At 54.0% G+C, this 21,356-nt stretch carries 17 protein-coding genes and 2 rRNA genes; 4 read left to right on the top strand and 15 right to left on the bottom strand.

What is annotated here, in order from left to right; genetic code table 11:
* The 3 genes from F3J40_RS05675 to F3J40_RS05665 all read left to right on the top strand — a co-directional run.
* Positions 1 to 105, top strand: a 23S ribosomal RNA gene (locus F3J40_RS05675); the annotation flags it as partial.
* Positions 106 to 214: 109 nt separating this feature from the next.
* Positions 215 to 330, top strand: a 5S ribosomal RNA gene (gene rrf / locus F3J40_RS05670).
* A 410-nt stretch (positions 331 to 740) separates the two neighbouring features.
* On the top strand, positions 741 to 2,042 hold the full coding sequence (locus tag F3J40_RS05665) for an MFS family transporter (protein ID WP_167012897.1): 1,302 nt from the start codon (positions 741 to 743) through the stop codon (positions 2,040 to 2,042).
* Here F3J40_RS05665 and F3J40_RS05660 read toward each other — a convergent pair.
* The 5 genes from F3J40_RS05660 to trxC all read right to left on the bottom strand — a co-directional run bounded on the left by F3J40_RS05660 (position 2,039) and on the right by trxC (position 7,753).
* Positions 2,039 to 2,362, bottom strand: a complete 324-nt coding sequence (locus F3J40_RS05660) for a YfiM family lipoprotein (RefSeq protein WP_167012896.1) — start codon at positions 2,360 to 2,362, stop codon at positions 2,039 to 2,041. The genes F3J40_RS05665 and F3J40_RS05660 overlap by 4 nt on opposite strands.
* Before the next feature lie 16 nt (positions 2,363 to 2,378).
* Positions 2,379 to 3,734 carry a CDP-diacylglycerol--serine O-phosphatidyltransferase gene (gene pssA, locus F3J40_RS05655; protein WP_167012895.1) on the bottom strand — a complete coding sequence of 452 codons (1,356 nt, stop codon included), beginning with the start codon at positions 3,732 to 3,734 and terminating at the stop codon, positions 2,379 to 2,381.
* Positions 3,735 to 3,834: 100 nt separating this feature from the next.
* Positions 3,835 to 6,510, bottom strand: a complete 2,676-nt coding sequence (locus F3J40_RS05650; RefSeq protein WP_017349965.1) for a bifunctional acetate--CoA ligase family protein/GNAT family N-acetyltransferase — start codon at positions 6,508 to 6,510, stop codon at positions 3,835 to 3,837.
* A gap of 33 nt (positions 6,511 to 6,543) precedes the next feature.
* On the bottom strand, positions 6,544 to 7,245 hold the full coding sequence (locus F3J40_RS05645; RefSeq protein ID WP_167012894.1) for a tRNA-uridine aminocarboxypropyltransferase: 702 nt from the start codon (positions 7,243 to 7,245) through the stop codon (positions 6,544 to 6,546).
* A gap of 88 nt (positions 7,246 to 7,333) precedes the next feature.
* Complete coding sequence (trxC, locus tag F3J40_RS05640) at positions 7,334 to 7,753, bottom strand: thioredoxin TrxC (RefSeq protein ID WP_017349963.1); 420 nt, start codon at positions 7,751 to 7,753, stop codon at positions 7,334 to 7,336.
* Between the two features lie 156 nt (positions 7,754 to 7,909).
* On the opposite strand from trxC, the gene F3J40_RS05635 reads away from it, so the two are divergent.
* A complete protein-coding gene (locus F3J40_RS05635; RefSeq protein ID WP_017349962.1) occupies positions 7,910 to 8,995 on the top strand; it encodes a tRNA/rRNA methyltransferase in 1,086 nt (361 codons plus the stop codon).
* A gap of 61 nt (positions 8,996 to 9,056) precedes the next feature.
* On the opposite strand, the gene emrB is transcribed toward F3J40_RS05635, so the two are convergent.
* The 10 genes from emrB to nrdI form a co-directional block, all read right to left on the bottom strand.
* Entirely contained in the window at positions 9,057 to 10,628 is a 1,572-nt protein-coding gene (gene emrB / locus F3J40_RS05630; RefSeq protein ID WP_272947545.1) for a multidrug efflux MFS transporter permease subunit EmrB, read from the bottom strand.
* Positions 10,618 to 11,790: a multidrug efflux MFS transporter periplasmic adaptor subunit EmrA gene (gene emrA / locus F3J40_RS05625; RefSeq protein WP_167012893.1), complete on the bottom strand. Its 1,173-nt coding sequence runs from the start codon at positions 11,788 to 11,790 to the stop codon at positions 10,618 to 10,620. The genes emrB and emrA overlap by 11 nt, the downstream gene beginning before the upstream one ends.
* A 147-nt stretch (positions 11,791 to 11,937) precedes the next feature.
* Entirely contained in the window at positions 11,938 to 12,468 is a 531-nt protein-coding gene (gene mprA, locus F3J40_RS05620; protein WP_017349959.1) for a transcriptional repressor MprA, read from the bottom strand.
* 319 nt (positions 12,469 to 12,787) lie between these two features.
* Positions 12,788 to 13,978: an MFS transporter gene (locus F3J40_RS05615; protein WP_167012892.1), complete on the bottom strand. Its 1,191-nt coding sequence runs from the start codon at positions 13,976 to 13,978 to the stop codon at positions 12,788 to 12,790.
* 158 nt (positions 13,979 to 14,136) lie between these two features.
* Positions 14,137 to 15,135, bottom strand: a complete 999-nt coding sequence (gene proX / locus F3J40_RS05610) for a glycine betaine/L-proline ABC transporter substrate-binding protein ProX (protein ID WP_167012891.1) — start codon at positions 15,133 to 15,135, stop codon at positions 14,137 to 14,139.
* A gap of 57 nt (positions 15,136 to 15,192) precedes the next feature.
* Positions 15,193 to 16,350, bottom strand: coding sequence for a glycine betaine/L-proline ABC transporter permease ProW (proW, locus tag F3J40_RS05605; RefSeq protein ID WP_167012890.1), 1,158 nt, complete (start codon positions 16,348 to 16,350; stop codon positions 15,193 to 15,195).
* The gene (gene proV, locus F3J40_RS05600; RefSeq protein ID WP_167012889.1) at positions 16,347 to 17,543 is read right to left on the bottom strand and encodes a glycine betaine/L-proline ABC transporter ATP-binding protein ProV; all 1,197 of its coding nucleotides are present in this window, start codon (positions 17,541 to 17,543) and stop codon (positions 16,347 to 16,349) included. The genes proW and proV overlap by 4 nt, the downstream gene beginning before the upstream one ends.
* A 302-nt stretch (positions 17,544 to 17,845) precedes the next feature.
* Entirely contained in the window at positions 17,846 to 18,808 is a 963-nt protein-coding gene (gene nrdF / locus F3J40_RS05595) for a class 1b ribonucleoside-diphosphate reductase subunit beta (protein WP_167012888.1), read from the bottom strand.
* A 24-nt stretch (positions 18,809 to 18,832) separates the two neighbouring features.
* Positions 18,833 to 20,971, bottom strand: a complete 2,139-nt coding sequence (gene nrdE / locus F3J40_RS05590; RefSeq protein WP_167012887.1) for a class 1b ribonucleoside-diphosphate reductase subunit alpha — start codon at positions 20,969 to 20,971, stop codon at positions 18,833 to 18,835.
* Positions 20,941 to 21,354 carry a class Ib ribonucleoside-diphosphate reductase assembly flavoprotein NrdI gene (gene nrdI, locus F3J40_RS05585; RefSeq protein ID WP_167012886.1) on the bottom strand — a complete coding sequence of 138 codons (414 nt, stop codon included), beginning with the start codon at positions 21,352 to 21,354 and terminating at the stop codon, positions 20,941 to 20,943. Before nrdI ends, nrdE begins: the two co-directional genes overlap by 31 nt.
* Positions 21,355 to 21,356: the final 2 nt, after the last annotated feature.

The following is a 21,356-nucleotide window of genomic DNA, read 5'->3' as shown; positions in this document are numbered from 1 at the left end:
AGAGTCCTGAAGGGACGTTGAAGACTACGACGTTGATAGGCCGGATGTGTAAGTGCAGCGATGCATTGAGCTAACCGGTACTAATGACCCGTGAGGCTTAACCTTACAACGCCAGAGGCGTTTTTGAAGAGACGCAGTAGATTTTCAGCTTTGTTCGAACGGATTGGTTTGCGTGGTTACGGAAGTAAGGTAACGGCGTGAATAACAGAATTTGCCTGGCGGCTTTAGCGCGGTGGTCCCACCTGACCCCATGCCGAACTCAGAAGTGAAACGCCGTAGCGCCGATGGTAGTGTGGGGTCTCCCCATGCGAGAGTAGGGAACTGCCAGGCATCAAATAAGCGAGAACCCCTGTCGAAAGACAGGGGTTTTTTGCGTTTGCGGTGTTTAAAACCCTTATTCCGGAATGCAAACCGGGCTGTACAGCACAACAGATGGGGTGATAACAGCGTAAATCCACCTCCCAAACTGATCGGGGTTGTGCAAAAAGCGTGGTTCTGCCGGAAAACCGGCCCGTAAATGTGGAGAACCGTGCAGAAAACGGCCGTTATTGCCCATCATTTAGTCGCAATTTCCCGGCTTGTTGCAGATCTTCTGTCATATATCTGCATAAAAAAGCAGAAATCCTATCTCTATCAATAACATTCTGTAATATGTTTAGCCTGCGGTCATCTTTGTGCCGCCATTGAGACGTTCCCTCAATGCTTTACGCTGCTTAGCAGCAAGGAAAAGAGGTTTTACAATGACAATAAAGCAAGCAAACATCGCACCGCCGCAGAGCGGGCAAGACGTTAAACAGCGGATCTGGGCGATAGTAGGTGCATCATCAGGTAACCTGGTTGAGTGGTTCGATTTTTACGTTTACTCATTCTTCTCCCTCTATTTTGCTCATATCTTCTTCCCTAAAGGGGATACCACCACACAGTTACTGCAAACCGCTGGCATCTTTGCGGCAGGTTTCTTAATGCGCCCTGTGGGTGGCTGGCTGTTTGGTTATATTGCCGACCGACATGGCCGTAAAAACTCGATGCTGATTTCAGTCTGTATGATGTGTCTGGGATCGCTGGTCATCGCGTTCTTACCCGGTTTCGATAGCATTGGTGTTGCTGCACCGGTTATTCTGCTGCTGGCTCGCATGTTCCAGGGGCTATCTGTGGGTGGAGAGTACGGCACCAGCGCAACCTACATGAGTGAGGTGGCTCTGGAAGGGCGCAAAGGTTTCTACGCCTCATTCCAGTATGTCACGTTGATTGGGGGGCAACTTTTAGCGGTACTGACCGTGGTGATTTTGCAGAACCTGTTGAGCGATGCCGATCTTCGTCAGTGGGGATGGCGTATTCCCTTCGTGCTTGGTGCTGTGCTCGCCGTTGTAGCGGTCTGGCTACGTCGCTCATTAAATGAAACCTCGGATAAAAACAGCCGTGAACACCGTGAAGCGGGCAGTATTGTTGGTTTGCTGCGTCATCACTGGCGTCCATTCCTGATGGTACTGGGTTTCACCGCCGGTGGATCGCTGAGCTTTTACACCTTTACCACTTATATGCAGAAGTACCTGGTCAATACCGCCGGTATGGATGCCAAAACCGCCAGTAGTCTAATGACCGGTGCGCTGCTGGTATTCATGCTGTTGCAGCCGCTGATTGGTGCTCTGTCGGATAAAATTGGACGCCGTGGATCAATGTTGATCTTTGGTGCAGGCGCTGCAATTTGTACTGTGCCGATTCTGACGCTGCTGCAAAGTGCCGATAATCACTGGGTGGCCTTCTTACTGGTGATGCTGGCATTGGTGATCACCAGCTTCTACACCTCGATCAGTGGGATCCTGAAAGCAGAGATGTTCCCGCCTCAGGTCAGAGCATTGGGTGTGGGTCTTTCTTACGCGGTTGCTAATGCGATATTTGGCGGTTCGGCGGAATACGTCGCCCTGTTGCTGAAAAATGCGGGTATCGAAACCAGTTTCTTCTGGTATGTATCGGCGATGGGTGCAGTCGCCTTTTTCGTTTCGCTGTTACTGCATCGCAAAGGCAAGGGATTACAGCTTTAATGCTGGCTCAGATTCCATAGCGCCATGCCGGTGGCTGCACCGGCAATATCCCAGCTAAAATCTTTCCAACTCCAGCCGCTGCCACTCGGGCGGCTGTCCCAGCCCTCTTTAGCGGCACCTAATGAAACCGAAAACATCAGTCCGTAAGTCGCGCTCTGGCGGGTATTGAGATGCTGATGCTGTGCAAATTTACTGCCTGCAGCGGCAAGTGCGGCCGAGGCAATAAAGTGTTCTGCTTTGTCTTTACCGGTCCAGCTATCATTCGCGGTATGGGCACAACCACTACACAGACAGATACAGCCGAGTATCAGGATGCGCATGGTTATGCCCTCGCGGTCAAAGAATACGGCTGATAATGCGATCAACACGAATACGGCGCATACGACGAATCAGTTTACGCACTTTAGCCGGGTAGTCAGAAATGCTTTCCAGTTCACGGAAATGCTGCACAACGCGGGTATGAGTGCGGATCAGTTCCAGTTCACGCGCACGCTGTTCTACAAGCTGTTTTTGCGGATCATGGATGAGTACTGCATTTTCCAGGTCCAGTCGCCATGCGCGCGGATTAAGGTTATTTCCGGTGATCAGCGTCCACTCATCATCTACCCAGATGCCTTTCAGGTGATAACTGTTTTCCCCGTCTTTCCACAGACGCATAGTAAGCTGGCCGTTATCCATGTAGTACTGCAAACGGCTGAGAAAACGGCGCAGATTAATTTCATACAAATAGGGCAGGGCACCAATAACTTTAAACGGCTCTTCAGGCGGGATGTAGAAGTCATTGGCGGTTTTATCCCCCACAATGATCTCCACTGATTTTCCGCTGCGCAGTAAATGGATAATGCTACGCACTAGCACCGCCGGCAGATTGAAGTAAGGGGTGCAGATCGTCAGCCGTTCTTCAGTACACGGGATGAGGTGGAAAATGGTTTTATTCAGCAGGCTACGTTTGCCAAGGCCTACCAGCGGCGTAACCGCCAGGCTCTCGTTATCGCCATCAGCCGCGAACTGATAATTGAAGCTGCGCAAATCCTGACGGAACTGTCGGGTTTCATTTTTGATTTCCAGGCTGGAAGGTCGACTTACCTGATCGAGGCGATTAACCGCTTCGGCTTTTTTCAGGTTTTCGTTGATCCAGTCGAACATGGTATCCGCGAGTTTGGCGTTACGGATCAGTTGATAACGGTCATAACGGTAGCGTTGATGCTGATGCAGATAAACATCATTCAGACTCGCGCCACTGTAGAACAGCGTATCATCAATAATAAAGCCTTTCAGGTGCAGTACGCCCAGCGCTTCACGGGTGTTCACCGGAATACCATAGACGGGAATTTCCAGTCCTGGGTGCTGCTGAGCCATCTCACAATACCAGTCAGCGTTGGTTGCCGTTCGGGCTGCACCAATACGCCCGCGCTGGGCACGATGCCAGTCTACGCAGATAGAGATGTCTAACTCTGGGCGTGCCTGTTTCGCCGCATACAGGGCATTGAGCACACTGCGGCCAGCATCATCATTCTCAAGATACAGCGCAACGATGCTGATACGCTGGGTTGCGGCAGCAATTTTCGCCAGCAGGGTGTCGCGAAACTCTGCTGGTGAGTAGAGTGTCGACACATCCGCAACGGATTGTGACAGTTTTGGCAGTTGCGCCAAGTGCTGTTGGTGTTTATTACGTCTAAATTTAGTCAACATCACAATGCGCTTCTTCTCTGTTCATTGCATGGCCTTTTGCCATCAAATTCATGACTATAACTTCAAATATTAACATCATCTCAGCCAGTAGGTGAGAATTTTACCTTTCTCTACAGGGGATTGCCGCGGTGGTTTGTAGCGGCAGATTCAGGCTGACAATCCCTTCATCAATTTGAATCCCAACGGAAAAGTTGAGTTTTCGCGCCAGCGCAATCATGCCGTTATTGTGCAACATAGTGATACCATTCAATTGTTGCAGGCCATGATCGTGCGTATAGCGAATCATCTTTTCCAGTAACCGTCTGCCCATGCCTAAACCTTTGAGATCCGACCGGACCAGCACGGAGAACTCCGCATCGATGTTATCGGCATCGGAGATTGCGCGGGTTACGCCAATGATCTGCGGCTGTCCCTGGAACTCACGTACGGCAACAATCGCCATCTCACGGTCATAATCGATTTGGGTCATATTGGCCAAATCTTCATGGGTGAATTCATTGATCTCACTAAAGTAGCGATAGTAGAGATCCTCTTTCGTGACCTGACCAATAAAGTCACGCAGCAGGGGTTCATCTTCCGGCAAAATGGGACGGAACAGACAGTGCTGGCCATCTTTCAGCGTTACCCGCTCTTCCAGATGGTGCGGATAAGGGCGGATAGCAAGGCGGGCTTCATTGTCGCCACTAAACGGTGCCAGGGTCAGAGTCACATCCAGAAGGGTGAATTCGCGCCCGGCAGCCAGTAGCGGGTGAATGTCAAGGCGCTGAATTTCTGGCCGGTCGACCGCCAGCGTGGAAACCTGTACCAATAGCTGGCTGAGGGCGGCAATATCCAGCGGCATTAGCGCACTGCGGCTGCGAATTTTGCCGCTGTTAATCGCCTGCATCACCAGATAACGCGCCAGCGTCATGTTCAAAGGGAGTAGGGCAACAGCGGCCTGGCGCTCTGCTTCCCACTCAACGCCACCTTCCCCCAGTAAAATGACCGGGCCAAACAGCGGATCTTGCTGAACCACCACACGTAATTCCTGCGCACCTGCGCGGTTCGCCATGCTTTGCACCAGTAAGCCATCAATTTGCGCTTCCGGCTGTGCCAGGCGTACGCGATCGATAATCGCATCGGCTGCCTGGGTAACTTCCGCCGCATTGCGCAGATAGAGCATCACCCCCTGCACCTCAGATTTATGCATGATGTCAGGCGAGCGCAGTTTCAGTGCCACGGGGAAGCCAATCTGTTCTGCAATTTCGGCGGCCTGCTGGCTATCACTGGCAATCCAGGTGGGCAGTGTGGCGAGGCCATAAGCCTGAAGTACGGGCTGGACTTCGTGCGTATCGAGCGTAGTGATACCGCGATCCAACGCTTGTTGGATCAGCTGATGTGCTTCACTGCTGTTTTGCGTCAGATGGAGGGGGAGCGCTGGTGTTTCACGCAGCAGATGCTGGTTACGACGATACTCCACCTGGTGCATAAAGGCGGTGACTGTCCCCTCCGGGGTTCGCCAGGTGGGGATCCCCGCCTGAGTAAAGGCGCGACGTGCAGGCAGAGAAGAGGACTCACCACACCAGTTGGTGAGCAACGTCACCTGTTTGCCTCGGGGGTGGCGCTGGATAGCCTCGATCAGCTTCTCAGCGGTTTCACTGGCGGGTGCCACGGCGCTCGGCGCATGAATAATCATTAGCGCATCCAGGTCATGGCTGTTCAGCAGTATTTCAACGCAGGCAGCATAGCGTTCAGGCGTGGCGTCATCTTTCAGATCCAGTGGATTACCCTGACCGCACCCTTCTGGCAGCAAAGCATTCAGGCTGTTAAGGGTTTCGCTGTTTAACGTCGCCAGGCGACCATTACGCGCATGCAGTTCATCCAGCGCCAGCGCCGCAGGTGCGGCCCCGTTACTGATGATCATCAGACGTTCACCCCGCAGCGGGCGCATGTGGCTCAACGACTCTACGGCAGAAAATAGCTCGTGGGTGTCCTGCACGCGCAGCATGCCGGCGCGTTGAATGGCGGCATCCCAGGCGGCATCCAGCCCTGGCGTAGTGCCAAGCAGCAGCTGTGAGGCGAGACTTCGCCCACTCTTGATCACCAATATAGGTTTATTACGTGAGGCACTGCGCGCCGCAGACACGAAGCGACGTGCATCATCAAGATGTTCAAGATAGAGCAGAATCGCGCTGGTTTTGCCGTCACGCGCGAGGAAATCCAGTAGCTCATCGACGGAGATATCCAGGCTATCCCCAAGGGCGATAAACCAGGAAAAACCAAGGTTACGCTGCTGCGCCCAGTCGAGAATGGTATTGGAGACCGAGGCGGACTGCGAGATAAAAGCCAACCGGCCTTTAGCGATGGGCACCGGGGAAAAGCTGGCGTTCAGACCTTGCCACGGGGCGAGCAGGCCAAGACTGTTCGGGCCGAGCAGGCGAATTTGCCACTGGCTGGCAGTGGCTTTGAGTTCTTCAAGCTGGCTGGCGGGCGCGGAGAGAATAATGCAGGCTTTACAGCCTTTTTCACCTAACTGCTGCAACAGCTCCAGATTGCGCCGCGCATGGGTGCAAATAATGGCGAGATCGGGAGCAAAAGGCAGGCTGGCAATATCGGGCCAGGCCAGTACGCCATTGACGGCTTTATATTTGGGTGTTACCGGCATGACTGGCCCACTAAAGCCGCCAGCCAGCAGGTTACGCATCATGAAATAACCGGCTCTGCCCGTTTTTACTGAGGCACCTATCACCGCAATGGATTTTGGCCTTAGCAATGCTTCCAGACCGCGCTGACTCATCTTTCGCTCCGTCACCCTGAAATTAGCGAAAGTTTACCCGTTTTCGGGGTGATTTTCCTGCTGATGTATCGGGTGATGCGGTTTTCCAGCCAGATACGCATGGCGGAACTGTTCAAAGTGCTGATGTAGCGCGGTTGCCGCCTGCTGATCGCCAGCCTGCGCCAGTAACTCTGCGGCCACTTCGGCGGTACAGTGCTGCCCCTCACCGTGGGCTTCACGCAGGGTGTAACGGGAAGGCGTGGTGACATTCAGCGACATCACCGGAAAACCGTCGAGCCACGGGCTTTTGCGGAACATTTTACGCGCTTCGGTCCAGGTGCCGTCGAGCATAATAAACAGCAGTGGTTTGCCTTCACGCGGCGGAGAAAAATGCACCGGCCGCCCGGCATCGGCATAGGAGGCTGGGAACACCACCACGGGCTGCCAGGCGGGATCGGCGACGGCGGCCAGCAGCGCGGGATCGGGTTCGGTCCGTGACCAGCCAAACGCCAGCGTATCCGGCAGGATATCGGCAATTAAGCGTCCGGTATTGCTGGGTTTCATCGGTTCAGTGTCGAACATCACCAGACAAAAACGGTTACGTGCAGGCTGTGGATGAATCGTCGCGCACAGGCAACTTTTTCGCGGTAACAGGCAACCCTGACAGCGAATAACGCGATTACCTCGGGCAAGGAATGGGCGAGTAGCGCGCGCAAGGCGTTGGGCACGCAGGCGCAAAACGGCATTTTCAGACATGAAACGGTGAAACCTGGCAATAAAAACGCCAGTGTAAACCAAAGCCCGATGAAAAGGAAAAGCCCGGTTTTAGCACTGGCGCAGGGGATTACAGTGACTCGTCAAGCCATTGGTTGAACGGTGCTTTCGGCATTGCCCCGCCTAGCGTGTCCACCAGTTTGCCCTGTTTGAACAACATGATGGTGGGAATGCTGCGAATACGGAAACGTTGGCTCAATGCGGGCTGGTCTTCGGTATTCACTTTAATGAATCGTACTTTCCCACTACGCTCTAAAGCAGTGTCCTGATAAATCGGGGCGAAGTTCACGCAAGGTCCACACCAGGGGGCCCAAAAATCGATCACCACGGGCAGGTCATCCTGCAGGTATTTATCCAGCGTCTCCGCTGTTGCATTCACCACTTCGCCGGTAAACAGCGTAGTGCCGCAGCGTCCGCATTTTGCCCCATCGGCAACGCGCGCTTCCGGGACGCGATTGGTTGCCTGACAGGAGGCACATACCGTATTCATACACACCTCAAAAGATTGGTAGAGTTAACAGAAATACGACTCATTATGAAAGGGTTGCTGCAGAGTCTCAATCGGTAACGCCCGATAGGTTCAATAGTTGATAGCTAAGCGCCGGGACATCAGGTAATCTGCGCGCTCTCAATGCAGGAGGAACAGATGAACGACGAATTTAAAGGTAAAAGCGGTAAAGTCAGAGTGATGTACGTGCGCGAAGAGGAGGCACAGCGTCCTGGTGGCCAGAATCCGCGAACCGGTAAAGGTGGCCGCCCGGCAGAGCGTCAGGAAAAGCCGCGTCGTGCATCTGGCGATGACTCCCGCAAGCCACGTAATGGCGATGATTTCCGCAAATCACGCTCAGGTGATGATGCACGCAAGTCACGTAGCAGTGATGATTTCCGTGGTTCACGCGGTGATTCACCGTGGCGTACCGTGTCACGCGCCCCAAGTGACGAAGCGACCTCTGAAGTTCAGGAAGCACCACGCCACATCGTTGATCCAGAACAGATTCGCCGTCAGCGTCAGGAAGAGACGCGCGTATACGGTGAAAACGCCTGTCAGGCACTGTTCCAGCATCGCCCGGAAAGCATTGTGCGCGCCTGGTTTGTGCAGAGCGTCACGCCTCGCTTCCGTGAAGCGCTGCGCTGGATGGCGGCGAACCGCAAGGCTTATCACGTAGTGAATGATGATGAGCTGGCAAAAGCGTCAGGGACTGAACACCATGGCGGCGTGTGCTTCATTATTAAAAAACGTCTGGGTATGGCGGTCAGCGACTGGCTGGCGCAGGCAGACGAGAAAGATTGTGTGCTGGCACTGGAAGACGTGAGCAACCCACACAACCTTGGCGGCATCATGCGTAGCTGCGCACACTTCGGTGTGAAAGGCCTGCTGGTTAACGATGCGTCCTTGCTGGAATCAGGTGCTGCGGTACGTACTGCCGAAGGCGGTGCTGAGCACGTTAAAGCCATCAGCGGTGAATCGTTTGCTGAAGGTCTGGAAGCGTTCCGTCGCGCGGGTTACACCATCGTAACCACCTCAAGTCACCAGGGTACACCGCTGGCGCAGGCACAACTGCCGGCGAAAATGGTTCTGGTACTGGGTCAGGAACGTGAAGGCCTGTCCGACTCGACTTTCCAGCAGGGTGATATGAGCCTGTCTATCGGTGGTACCGGGCGCGTTGAGAGCCTGAACGTATCGGTAGCAACTGGCGTACTGCTGGCCGAATGGTGGCGTCAAAACGCCTGAGTCCGGTAAGAAAATAAAAAGCCCGCCTGGTTTCCCCGGCGGGCTTTTTTTATTGCTATGGCTAGTGAGCGCCTCCGCCCCCTCCTCCGCCCGCACCGGCACCAAACGGTGGTCGGGCGAACCAGACCAGCACCAACAATGCCAGGAACACCGCGGCTGAGATCCAGAAAATCTCATTAGCGGAGATAATCAGCCCCTGATTGGTGATCTGCTGGGCGATATAAGCCGACGCCTGCTGCTGCGACATGCCCATCCCTTCCAGCTGTTGGTACATCTGCTGCGAGTTCGGGTTAAACGGGTTTACCGCTTCAGCAAAATGACTGTGATGCAGTGACTCGCGATCGGTCCACAACGTGGTCGAAATCGAGGTGCCAATTGAACCCGCCAGCGTACGCACAAAGTTCGACAGGCTGGAAGCCGCCGCCAGACGCTGTGGTGGTAAGCCGGAAAGGGTAATGGCCGTCAATGGCATGAAGAAGCAAGCCACGGCAAAGCCCTGAATAAACTGCGGCCACGCTGAGGCACCAAAATCCATTCCCGGCTCAAAGGTATACGCGCGCCAGTAGAAGCACACGGCATACATAATGAAGCTAAAAGTGACCAGGTGGCGCATATCCAGCTTGTGCGAGAAGCGACCGATGATCGGCGACAGGATCACCGGAATGATCCCGACGGGTGCCGAAGCCAACCCGGCCCAGGTGGCGGTGTAGCCATATACCTCCTGCAACAGCTGCGGCAACAGGACTATCGAGCCGAAGTAGAGCATATAGGCCAGGCTGATGGAGAGGCAGCCGATGGTAAAGTTGCGCATTTTAAACAGCGACAAATCGACAATCGGGTGATCGTCCGTCAGTTCCCACACCAGCAGGAAACAGAGTGACACCACCGACACCACCGTGAGAATGACGATCTCCGGCGAGCTGAACCAGTCGAGCTCTTTACCGCGGTCGAGCATCACCTGCAAACAGCCAATGCCCAACACCAGCAGAACCAGGCCTACCACATCAATGGGCTGCTGCTGGGTTTGCGTCTCTCTACCGCGCAGCGTTTGCAGCGTCAGCATCACCACCACCGCACCGATCGGCACGTTGATAAAGAAGATCCAGCCCCAGTGATAGTTGTCGCTGATCCAGCCTCCGAGAATCGGCCCACAAATGGGCGCGACAATCACCGTCATCGCCCACAGTGACAGGGCGACGCTGCGTTTTGCCGGAGGATAGTTACTCAGTAACAAGCTTTGGGAGAGCGGGATTAGCGGCCCGGCCACCACCCCCTGCAGAATACGGAAAAAGATCAGCATCGGCAGGCTGTCGGCCATCCCACAGGCCCACGAAGCAATGGCAAACAGAATCGTTGCCCAGGTGAAAAGCCTGACCTCACCAATGCGTTTTGCCAGCCAGCCGGTGATCGGAATGGAGATAGCATTCGCTACCCCAAACGAGGTGATCACCCAGGTGCCCTGAGAGTTCGAGGCACCGAGGTTACCGGCGATGGTGGGGATAGCCACGTTGGCGATGGTCGAGTCCAGCACCTGCATAAAGGTTGCCAGCGACAGGGCAATGGTCATTAAGACCAGCGGCATACCTTCAAGTGGTTTTTGTCCCATGACAGCCTCCGCGTTGTTACCCGGCATTGGCACGCACGATATCAGCGATCAGCTGATTAACCGGCGCTAAATCGATGGCCAGTGCGTTGCTCTGATAAGCCGGTTGCTGGCGGATGCTGGTCGCCAGTGCTGCGCCACCTTTCTCTGCGGTATCTACCGTGACCAGGGTCGAAAGACCAATACGCAGCGGGTGTTCGGCGACTTCTTTGGCATCCAGTTCAATACGTACCGGCAGACGCTGGACGACTTTGATCCAGTTACCGGTGGCGTTCTGTGCTGGCAACAGCGAGAAGGCGCTGCCGGTGCCCATATCAAGGCCAACCACTTTGCCGTGATAGACCACATCATCACCGTACAGATCGCTCACGACAGTGGCGCTCTGACCAATGCGGACATCCGCTAACTGGGTCTCTTTGAAGTTCGCATCGACCCACAAGCCGTTAGCAGGCACGACGGCCAGCAACGCGGTGCTCGGGGTGATTTGTGAACCGACCTGCACGCTACGACGTGACACATAGCCATCCGTCGAACTGCGGATGTCGGTACGTTGCAGTGCCAGCCAGGCATCACGCAGTGCCGCAGCGCTTTGCTGAACCGCAGGCTGATTTTCCAGCGAGGTATTGAGGATCATTGCCTGGTTCGCGTTGTACTGCTGAACGGCAACGTCGTACTGGGCTTGTGCGGTGGCAACGGCATCACGGGCGTGTTGCAGTTCTTCACGGCCAATCAGGTTGGCAGCACCCAGCGGTATGCGGCGTTTCAGGTCAGCTTCGGCCTGATCGAGTGCCGTTTTTTGCAGCGCGATGCTGGCTTGATACTGCTTGCCGTTGATCATTAACTGATGCGTTTGACGCACACTGGTAGCCAGCGCGGTTTGGGCTTTTTCAAAGGCTTGTTCGGCATCGGTTTTATCCAGCGATACCAGAATATCGCCTTGCTTAACCCGATCCGTATTATCGAACCAGACTTTGTTAACGCTGCCGGAGACCTGGGCCATGACCTGCACCTGGTTACCTGAAACGTAAGCATCGTCGGTATCCTGGTAGTGACGCAGTACAAGGAACCAGTAAATCAGATATCCAATACCAATCAGCACGAACACCAAGGCCAGCACGAATAACGCCGTTTTGCGCGTTTTATTTTTCTGTGTTGGCTGTTGGGCGCTCTGCGTTTCCGCTGCTGCACTCATGTTCTTCTCCACGTTTTCCGCTGAGACAGGGTGCACCGATCCTTCAGTGTACGTCCTGAATCGAAAAGCCAGCGTCACAGGACGCTGGCGATAAAAGGGGAGTTAAAATAGCGGTTTCGGAAGGTGATTGTGTCGCACTTCTTGCTATTAGCGCGACAGGTTAGAGATAACCTGATCTTCGTCCATTTTATCCAGACGATTAAGTAATTTACGGGTCAGACCTTCCAGCAGCGCTTGCTCATCACCAGAGAGAGAAGACCACAGATATTGCAGGCTTTGATGCTGCGGTGGCAGTAGCTGGCGCAGGAACTCGTTGCCTTTTTCTGTCAGATGCAAATGCAGGCAGCGACGGTCATTGTCACTTTCACGGCGTTCGATCCAGCCGCGTTTCTCTAATTCATCGGCGATGCGGGTCGCATTGGTACGCGAAGAACCCAGGGCTGCGCTCAGCTCGGAAGGCTGAATGCTCTGGTTTTCCTGCGCATCAAGGGTGATCAGCGCCATGAACAAAGTTTCGTTAATTCCCTGTGCTTTTAACATCTTATTGCGGTTATCCAGCAATTTTCCCTGCATATGCATGCAGAGGCGCGTCAATAAGATTTCCTGTAATGGAAATTCTTTATGACGGCTGGCGCGAATATTCAGCATATGCTCAATGGGAGTAAACGAACTTTCCATTAAAAAAACCTCATTAGTTGCAACTTATATAGTAACGACAATGACATGTTCAGCGTAGCCATTTTTACGCTGCGCGATTGTTGCGGTGATCACAATGCCATCATCAGGCGCAGCTGGCAGGGAATTGTCCTGCTTCAGTCACGCACCCTGTTTGCTGTGGCGGCTAAGCCCCTCAGCATCCTGCCTTAAACCAACGTTAAACCATTCTCCCTGCTAAATTGTTTCTTGGGAAAAAATAACGTCAGTGAATAAGTACCCTGCTAACCATAACAAACTCAAACCGGGATGAACAGCCGCATCTCATGGCTGTCATGCATCTTTACGCTTTCCCAACACTTTCGAAGCGGTGGCCGCACCACCAGATAATGATGTTGAGCAGCGTCATCAGCACGCCAGCAGCACACACGCCGTACCAGCCTGCCAGATGGAATGCATTGGCGGAGATCAGTGAACCCACGGCACCACCAATAAAGTAGCTGGTCATGTAACCGGCATTGAGGCGATTACGTGCTTCCGGCATCAGGCCATAGATCACACTCTGGTTAGTGATGTGAACGCCTTGCACGGCGAGATCCAGCAGCAGCACACCAATAATCAGTGCCACCAGTGAATGCGCGCCCAGAGCAATCGCACCCCAGGAAATCAGCATTACGGCCAACCCGCCGCTGGTGGTGAGTTTGGCTTTGCCCTTATCAGCAAGGCTACCTGCCTGGCGAGCGGCCAGTGCGCCTGCGGCGCCAACCAATCCAACCAGGCCGATTTCTGCTTCGTTATAGTTATACGGTGGGGCAGAGAGCAAAAAGGCCAATGACGTCCAGAACACGCTGAAGTTGGCAAAGGAGAGGCAGCCGGTGAAGGCGCGAGTCTGTAACACCCGTTTGCTGGCGTACAGACGGAAAATCGTGCCAAGCAGCTGGAAATAGTTCAGGGAAACCGATTGCTTCGGCACGCGAGGTAAAAAGCGCCACAGGGCCAGAGCCATCAATACCATTAATACACTGGCCGTCCAGTAAACGGCACGCCAGCCGCCCAACTGTGCCAGGCCACCAGCAGCAGTACGCGCCAGCAAAATGCCCAACAGCAGTCCGCTCATCACAGTACCCACCACTTTCCCGCGCTTCTCTGGCGCAGCAAGCGTCGCGGCCAGCGGCACCAGAATTTGTGCCACCACGGAGAACAGGCCGGTAATCACGGTGCCGATGAGCATCATTGACAGAGAGTTTGAGGTGGCGGTAATCACCATTCCGCCAGCGGCGAGCAGGGTCATACTGACGATCAACCCGCGTCGATCAAGCATATCCCCCAGCGGGACCAGCAGTAGCAGACCCAGGGCATAACCTAACTGGGCAGTGGTAACAATGAAACCCGCAAGACTAAAAGAGAGGCCAAAATAGTGGGCGATGGTGCTAAGGAGTGGCTGTACATAATAGTTACTGGCAACGGAAAGTCCGGTCGCCAGTGACATCAGTAATACCAGCGCTGGATTTAGGCCATGTCTTGTTGCTTTCATAGGAAATAGTGAATGCGAATAATCATGATGCGGGAATAGTAACTCAAAAAACTATTTCCCGGTTGATTTAATTAACAGGACAAACCAGTGAACAGATGTGTTGGCAGGGGATGGCGGGCATCACGGACGCGATGGCGTCCGTGATTAATTTCACTCAATTATGATTTGGCTGCGGCTTCAGCGTCTTGAATCCACTGATTAAACTGCGCCTGGTGCGCTTTGATCCAGCCATCAACGTGAGCATTGATCGCCGCTTCGGAATTCTGACCATTACGCATTGCGGCATTTTCCGCATTGATATCCGTCAGAGGCAGTTTCATCTCGGCGAACAGCTTCGCGGCGGCCGGGTTTTTCTCAGCCCAGGCTTTATTCGCCACGATGCGCATTACATTGACCGGGAAGCCATAGTTGGCACCGTTTGGCAGTTTGGTATCCACCTTAGACTGTGCGCCCGGCAGAGAAGAGAAGGGCACTTGCAGCCAGACAACATCGCGTCCTGGTTTTAACACATCGCTTAACCAGTAAGGTGTCCAGGTATAGTACAGCACCGGTTTGCCCTGTTTGTAACGCGCCAGGACATCGGCAACCATCGCCGAGTAGTTACCCATGTTAGCCTCAACGGTGTTGCTCAAACCGTAGGCCTGAACCTGATGGCTGATCACCGTTTCACAGCCCCAGCCAGGGGTACAGCCGGTAAGGTCCGCTTTACCATCGCCATTGCTGTCGAACAGTTTGGCAATTTTGGGATCTTTTAACTGGTCAATATTGGTGATGTGGTATTTTTCCGCCGTTTTCTTATCAATCAGGTAACCCTGTGCGGCACCGGTCACGTAGACCCCCTCGCGATATAACTTCTGATCGCCACCGGCGGCGCTGTACATGTCGTCATGCAGCGGCTGCCAGTTCACGGCGGTAAAAGTTGCATCGCCAGAGGCAATAGAGGTGTAGCCAACGTTGTAATCCACTTCGTCTGGCTTGTTCACGGTATAACCCAGTTTCTCCAGCGCACGGCTGACGATCAGAGTCTGAAAAGTTTCTTCTGCGATGGTGCTCATCACCGGCTGTACGGTGATGCCTTTGCCAGGGAGATCGGCGGCAAAGCTGTGGGAAGCCGTAAAGGTGGCGAGAGTGGCGACAATCAGAGCTGTCTTGCGCATAGTCGTTCCTTATTGTTGTGTAAGAGGAGGGGGGCGGCACCGCAGTGCCGCCGTCGATCAGTTTTTACGCAAAGGGCGTAAGAGCAGTCCCAGTGGACCGGTGTGATACCAGCGGCAATTACCACGGCTGCGCTTGTCGCGTCCGATGGATTGCGTTAATCGATCGAGGATAATCGCGAGAATAACGATGCCGACACCACCCACGGTCGCCAGGCCCATATCCAGGCGACCAATACCGCGCAATACCATCTGACCCAGACCGCCAACGGCGATCATCGAGGCGATAACCACCATCGACAGCGCCAGCATCAGCGTCTGGTTTATCCCGGCCATAATGGTTGGCATCGCCAACGGCAACTGGACTTTAAACAGCATCTGACGCGGGCTGGCACCAAAGGACTCACTGGCCTCGATCAGGTCGGCAGGCACTTGCTTAATGCCCAGAATGGTCAGGCGGACAATCGGCGGCAGTGCAAAGATGATGGTCACGACCACGCCCGGTACGTTACCGATGCCAAACAGCATGACAATCGGCACCAGATAGACAAACGCAGGCGTGGTTTGCATTGCATCCAACAGTGGCCGGATGATTCGGGCAGCGCGCTCACTGCGCGCCAGCCAGATGCCCAGCGGCAGGCCGATCACCACGCAGAACAGCAGAGCCGTCAGCACCAGCGCCAGCGTCACCATTGCCTGTGACCAGGCTCCAATCGCGCCAATCAACACCAGGGAGACCAGCGTGGCGATACCCATAGCCGGGCTGGCCATTTGCCAGGCGATCAGGGCAAACAGCACAATCGCCACTGGAGAGGGCAGGCTGGTCAGGGCGTGCTGGAACGCACTCAGGATCACATCGACCGGCGTACGAATCGCCTGGAACAGCGGACGGAAGTGGTTAACCACCCAATCGATGCCATGGGTAACCCAGTGGTCGAGAGGGATCCAGGTTTTGTGGAACGGGTCCATGATATTAAAGTGTTCAGCCTGCGGGGCTGGCGCACTGTTGAGCCAGCTGTCAGCGCTGTTGCTGGCGGCATCGCCGGTTGGCGATCCCCATGCGTCGCTGCTACTGGCAGCCTGCGTCGTCGCATGGCTGGTGGTTGCCTGCGAGGCGTCTGGTGCGGCACCCCACGGATCGTTACTGGTGGATGGCGTAGTGCTGCTGGCATCTGGCGTCGTGATATCGCCCCACGGATTGCTGGTTTGTTCGGTCATTGTTCTGCCCCCTCACGGTCTAGCGCACGCAACAACGTGCTTTTTGAAATCACCCCAATGTACTCATGCTCTTCGCCAATCACGGGCACGGCATAAGGTGCCTGCGCAACGTGGGACAGGAGTTCATTGAGCGAGGTTTCAGCAGGCACCACTGCGGGTGACTCGAGTAGGGCGCTATCCAGTCCTTCGCCAGCCGCCAGTGCGGCTTTGAGGGAGTCGGTTGACACCACGCCAACAAACTTTTGCTTCTCCAGTACGTAGCCATACTCCCGGTCTTCGTCCTGCAACAGCTTGATGGCAGAGCGTGGGCCGAAACCTGCGGCTTTGCGGATCAGCGCAGTGGCACTGCGGCGGGCAATATCTTTCGCACTGAACACATGGCTGATATCAACGCCACGGAAGAAGGTGCGCACGTAGTCATTGGCAGGGTTATTGAGGATCTCATCAGGTGTACCCACCTGAACCACTTCGCCACCCTGCATGATGGCGATGCGATCGCCAATACGCATGGCTTCATCGAGATCGTGGGAGATAAATACGATGGTGCGCTGATGACGGGACTGTAATTTCACCAGCTCATCTTGCATCTCGGTACGGATAAGGGGATCGAGCGCAGAGAAGGCTTCATCCATCAATAATATATCGGGATTAATCGCCAGCGCGCGGGCTAATCCAACACGCTGACGCATGCCGCCAGAAAGTTCATCCGGATAAGCATGAGCATATTTTTCCAGCCCTACCTGGCGCAGTGCATCCAGCGCTTTTTCCTGACGCGTTTCCAGTGCGACGCCCGATAATTCCATGCCAAAGGCTGTGTTATTTAATACGTTCATATGTGGCATGAGTGCAAAGGACTGGAATACCATGCTGATTTTATTTCGACGTACTTCACGCAGTTCGCTGTCAGATATTTTGGCAATATCGACACCGTCAATCAGCACCTGGCCCCGGGTGGGCTCTATCAGACGATTGAGAAGGCGAACCATGGTTGATTTTCCTGAACCGGAAAGCCCCATGATGACGAAAATCTCGCCTTCTTCAATGGCCAGACTGGCATTGTTGACGCCGAGGGAAAGTCCGGTTTTCTCCAGAATTTTCTCTTTTCCTTCGCCACGTTCAATATATTTAAAAGCGCGATCGGGGTTGTCCCCGAATATTTTATACAGGTTTTTTACTTCGAGTTTAATTGCCATGCAGTGATGAATTCCTGGTTAAACTAAATTAGTGGCTGTTTCTTATGTGTAGTCCGGTTAAATTTGAGCTGACATTACCGTAGCAGACTGAGATTATTTGACAACCCTTGTTGCGGATAATTAGGCACGGTGATGAAAAGCTTGACAGCGATATAGCCAGTGCTCACAAGGGATGCGGCGGAATCAGGTGCGGGGAAATAAAAATGAATTTTTTTGTAATCTGAGGCGAATTTCACCCTGAAAAGGGCAAAAGCGAAAGCGATGTAAAGCAAAACGGGCCACTGAGGGCCCGTAGAAATGTGTCAGAAATCCCAGTCTTCGTCTTCAGTTTCAACCGCTTTCCCCATTACGTAAGAGGAACCGGAGCCTGAGAAGAAATCGTGGTTCTCATCTGCATTTGGTGACAGTGAGGCTAAAATGGCTGGATTCACCGCCGTCATTTCACCCGGGAACAGCGCATCGTAACCGAGGTTCATTAAGGCTTTGTTGGCATTGTAGTGCAGGAAGGTTTTTACCTCGTCCGCCCAGCCCACATCCGCATACAGCGCGTCGGTGTACTCCAGCTCGTTCTCGTACAGCGCCAGCAGCAGCTCAACAGCAAACTGTTGCAGCTCTTCTTTACGCTCATCACTCTCTTTTTCCAGCGCGAGCTGGTACTTGTAGCCAATGTAGTAGCCGTGAACCGCTTCATCGCGAATGATCAGGCGAATCAGGTCGGCGGTGTTGGTCAACTTACCGCGGCTTGACCAGTACATCGGTAACCAGAAACCGGAGTAGAACAGGAACGATTCCAGGAACACGCTGGCGATCTTCTTCTTCAGCGGGTCATCAGCCTGATAGTGCTCCAGCACAATGCGCGCTTTATTCTGCAGCGGGCCATTCTCTTCGCTCCACTGGTACGCAGCGTCAACGTCGCTGGTGTTACACAGCGTTGAGAAGATGGAGCTGTAAGAGCGTGCGTGTACCGCTTCCATAAAGCTGATGTTCGACAGCACCGCTTCTTCATGGGGTGTCTGTGCATCGGGCATCAGGCCCGGCGCACCAATCACGTTCTGGATGGTATCCAGCAGGGTCAGACCGGTAAACACCCGGATCGTCAGCTGCTGTTGCTGTTTATCCAGCGACTGCCACGCGGGCAGATCGTTGGACAACGGCACCTTTTCCGGTAGCCAGAAGTTGGTGGTCAGACGGTTCCACACTTCAAGATCTTTATCGTCCTGAATTCGGTTCCAGTTAATTGCCTGAATACGTGAGAGTGAAGTCATAGTTGTCTTTTAACAGGTTGTCTTTTACAGAGCGCAGGAAACGCAACCCTGCACCTCAGTTCCTTGTAGCGCCATCTGACGCAGGCGGATGTAATAAAGGGTTTTAATCCCTTTCTTCCAGGCGTAAATCTGCGCCTTATTGATATCACGCGTGGTGACGTCATCACGGAAGAACAGCGTCAGTGACAGCCCCTGATCAACGTGCTGGGTGGCTTCTGCGTAGGTATCAATAATCGCTTCTGGCCCAATCTGGTAGGCATCTTCATACATCTCCAGATTGTCATTGGTCATAAACGGTGCCGGATAGTAAACGCGGCCGGTTTTACCCTCTTTACGAATCTCAATACGCGACACAATCGGGTGAATACTTGATGTGGCGTGATTGATATACGAGATCGAGCCGGTCGGTGGAATCGCCTGCAAGTTCTGATTATAGAGGCCATGTTGCATGACTGCCGCACGCAGCGCCTGCCAGTCCGCCTGGGTTGGCAGAGTAATACCGGCATCGGCGAACAGCTTCGCTACGCGTTCAGTACGTGGCAGCCAAGCTTTCTCGGTGTATTTGGTGAAAAACTCACCGTTGGCATACTGCGACTGCTCAAAACCATCAAAACGTTGATTACGCTCGGTGGCGATGCGGTTCGAACTGGCAATCGCATGGTAAGTAATGCAATAGAAGTAGAGATTGGTGAAATCCAGTGCTTCTGGCGAACCATAACGCATACCTTCACGCGCCAGGTAGCCATGCAGGTTCATCTGGCCGAGGCCGATAGCATGTGAACGGCGGTTGCCTTCAGCCACCGAAGGCACGGAGTTGATCTCACTCTGATCGGAAACGGCAGTCAGTGCGCGAATCGCCACATCTACGGTTTGCGCAAGGTCACGTGAATCCATCGCATGCGCGATGTTCAGGGAACCGAGGTTACAGGAGATATCTTTACCCACTTTACGGTAAGTCAGGTCGTCGTGATATTCGCTGGCGTTATTGACCTGCAAAATCTCCGAACACAGGTTGCTCATGTTGATGCGACCGGCGATCGGGTTACTGCGGTTCACGCTGTCTTCATACATGATGTACGGATATCCAGATTCGAACTGAATCTCGGCCAGCGTCTGGAAGAAGTCACGCGGGTGAATATAGGTTTTACGGATACGGTCATCCGCCAACATCTCTTCGTAGAGATCGCTGATGCTGATATCACCAAAGGCTTTGCCGTAGATACGCTCAACGTCATACGGTGAGAACAGCGCCATGTCGCGGTTCTCTTTTGCCAACTGGAAGGTGATGTCCGGGATCACAACGCCCAGTGACAGCGTCTTGATACGGATTTTCTCATCGGCATTTTCACGCTTGGTGTCGAGGAAACGCAGGATATCCGGGTGGTGTGCGTTAAGCCACACCGCGCCCGCGCCCTGACGCGCACCCAACTGATTCGCGTAGGAGAAGGCATCTTCCAGCATTTTCATCACTGGAATCACGCCGGAAGACTGGTTCTCAATACGCTTGATAGGCGCACCGGCTTCACGCAGGTTCGACAGCAGGAAAGCCACACCGCCACCGCGCTTAGAGAGTTGCAGCGCAGAGTTTACCGCGCGACCAATCGACTCCATGTTGTCTTCGATGCGTAACAGGAAGCAGGAGACCAGCTCACCGCGCTGCTGTTTACCGCAGTTCAGGAAGGTTGGGGTCGCTGGCTGGAAGCGGCCACTCAGAATCTCTTTCAGCAGCGCGCGTGCCAGAGTTTCGTCACCCTGTGCCAGTGCTAAAGCCACCATGCAGGCACGCTGCTCAAAGGTTTCCAGGTAACGTTTGCCGTCGAAAGTCTTCAGCGTGTAGCTGGTATAGAACTTCCATGCGCCAAGGAAGGTGCGGAATTCAAAACCAAAGTCTTCTGCTTGCTGGTGCAGGCTGTCGAGGAAGCTGATGTCGTACTGATTCAGCACGCTCGCTTCGTAATAGCCTTCGTCAACCAGATAGCGCAGACGTTCTGCCACATTGGCAAAAGGCACGGTATTAGGTTGAACGTGTTGCAGGAAGAACTGACGTGTGGCTTCGTGGTCTTTCTCAAACTGGATACGGCCATCGGCATCGTACAGGTTGAGCATTGCGTTCAGCGCGTGATAATCCAGCCCTACGCCATTGAGTGTGTCTGTTGTTGCCAAAATTTGGATACTCCCGCTTTGACATTAGCGACATCGTCGGGTGTTCCCATGAGCTCGAAGCGGTACAGATAGGGAACCTGGCATTTTTGCGCAATGATGTCGCCCGCGAGGCAAAACCCCTCGCCGAAATTACGGTTACCCGCTGCGATCACACCACGAATGCCACGACGATTAGCTTCATCGTTAAGAAACTGTATGACTTGTCTGGGCACGGAACCACGCGCACTGCCGCCGCCATAGCTGGGCACCACGAGAATATAAGGGTGTTCAACATGCAACGTCTGCCCGAGATCAACCGGTATACGGCGAGCGGGCAGACCCAGACGAGCAATGAATTTGTGCGTGTTTTCCGACTGGCTCGAAAAATAGACCAGTGGGAACATCG

It is taken from the genome of Candidatus Pantoea multigeneris (assembly GCF_011752615.1).
Lineage (GTDB): Bacteria > Pseudomonadota > Gammaproteobacteria > Enterobacterales > Enterobacteriaceae > Pantoea > Pantoea multigeneris.
The sequence above is the reverse complement of the archived record's forward strand: the minus strand, read 5'-3'. Positions and strand labels throughout refer to the sequence as shown.

Coding starts and splice junctions, on each gene's coding strand:
- emrA (WP_167012893.1), bottom strand. CDS start 11,790: ATGAGTGCAGCAGCGGAAACGCAGAGCGCCCAACAGCCAACACAGAAA.
- F3J40_RS05665 (WP_167012897.1), top strand. CDS start 741: ATGACAATAAAGCAAGCAAACATCGCACCGCCGCAGAGCGGGCAAGAC.
- F3J40_RS05635 (WP_017349962.1), top strand. CDS start 7,910: ATGAACGACGAATTTAAAGGTAAAAGCGGTAAAGTCAGAGTGATGTAC.
- F3J40_RS05660 (WP_167012896.1), bottom strand. CDS start 2,362: ATGCGCATCCTGATACTCGGCTGTATCTGTCTGTGTAGTGGTTGTGCC.
- proX (WP_167012891.1), bottom strand. CDS start 15,135: ATGCGCAAGACAGCTCTGATTGTCGCCACTCTCGCCACCTTTACGGCT.
- nrdI (WP_167012886.1), bottom strand. CDS start 21,354: ATGTTCCCACTGGTCTATTTTTCGAGCCAGTCGGAAAACACGCACAAA.
- F3J40_RS05645 (WP_167012894.1), bottom strand. CDS start 7,245: ATGTCTGAAAATGCCGTTTTGCGCCTGCGTGCCCAACGCCTTGCGCGC.
- F3J40_RS05650 (WP_017349965.1), bottom strand. CDS start 6,510: ATGAGTCAGCGCGGTCTGGAAGCATTGCTAAGGCCAAAATCCATTGCG.
- proV (WP_167012889.1), bottom strand. CDS start 17,543: ATGGCAATTAAACTCGAAGTAAAAAACCTGTATAAAATATTCGGGGAC.
- emrB (WP_272947545.1), bottom strand. CDS start 10,628: ATGCCGGGTAACAACGCGGAGGCTGTCATGGGACAAAAACCACTTGAA.
- mprA (WP_017349959.1), bottom strand. CDS start 12,468: ATGGAAAGTTCGTTTACTCCCATTGAGCATATGCTGAATATTCGCGCC.
- proW (WP_167012890.1), bottom strand. CDS start 16,350: ATGACCGAACAAACCAGCAATCCGTGGGGCGATATCACGACGCCAGAT.
- nrdF (WP_167012888.1), bottom strand. CDS start 18,808: ATGACTTCACTCTCACGTATTCAGGCAATTAACTGGAACCGAATTCAG.
- trxC (WP_017349963.1), bottom strand. CDS start 7,753: ATGAATACGGTATGTGCCTCCTGTCAGGCAACCAATCGCGTCCCGGAA.
- pssA (WP_167012895.1), bottom strand. CDS start 3,734: ATGTTGACTAAATTTAGACGTAATAAACACCAACAGCACTTGGCGCAA.
- F3J40_RS05615 (WP_167012892.1), bottom strand. CDS start 13,978: ATGAAAGCAACAAGACATGGCCTAAATCCAGCGCTGGTATTACTGATG.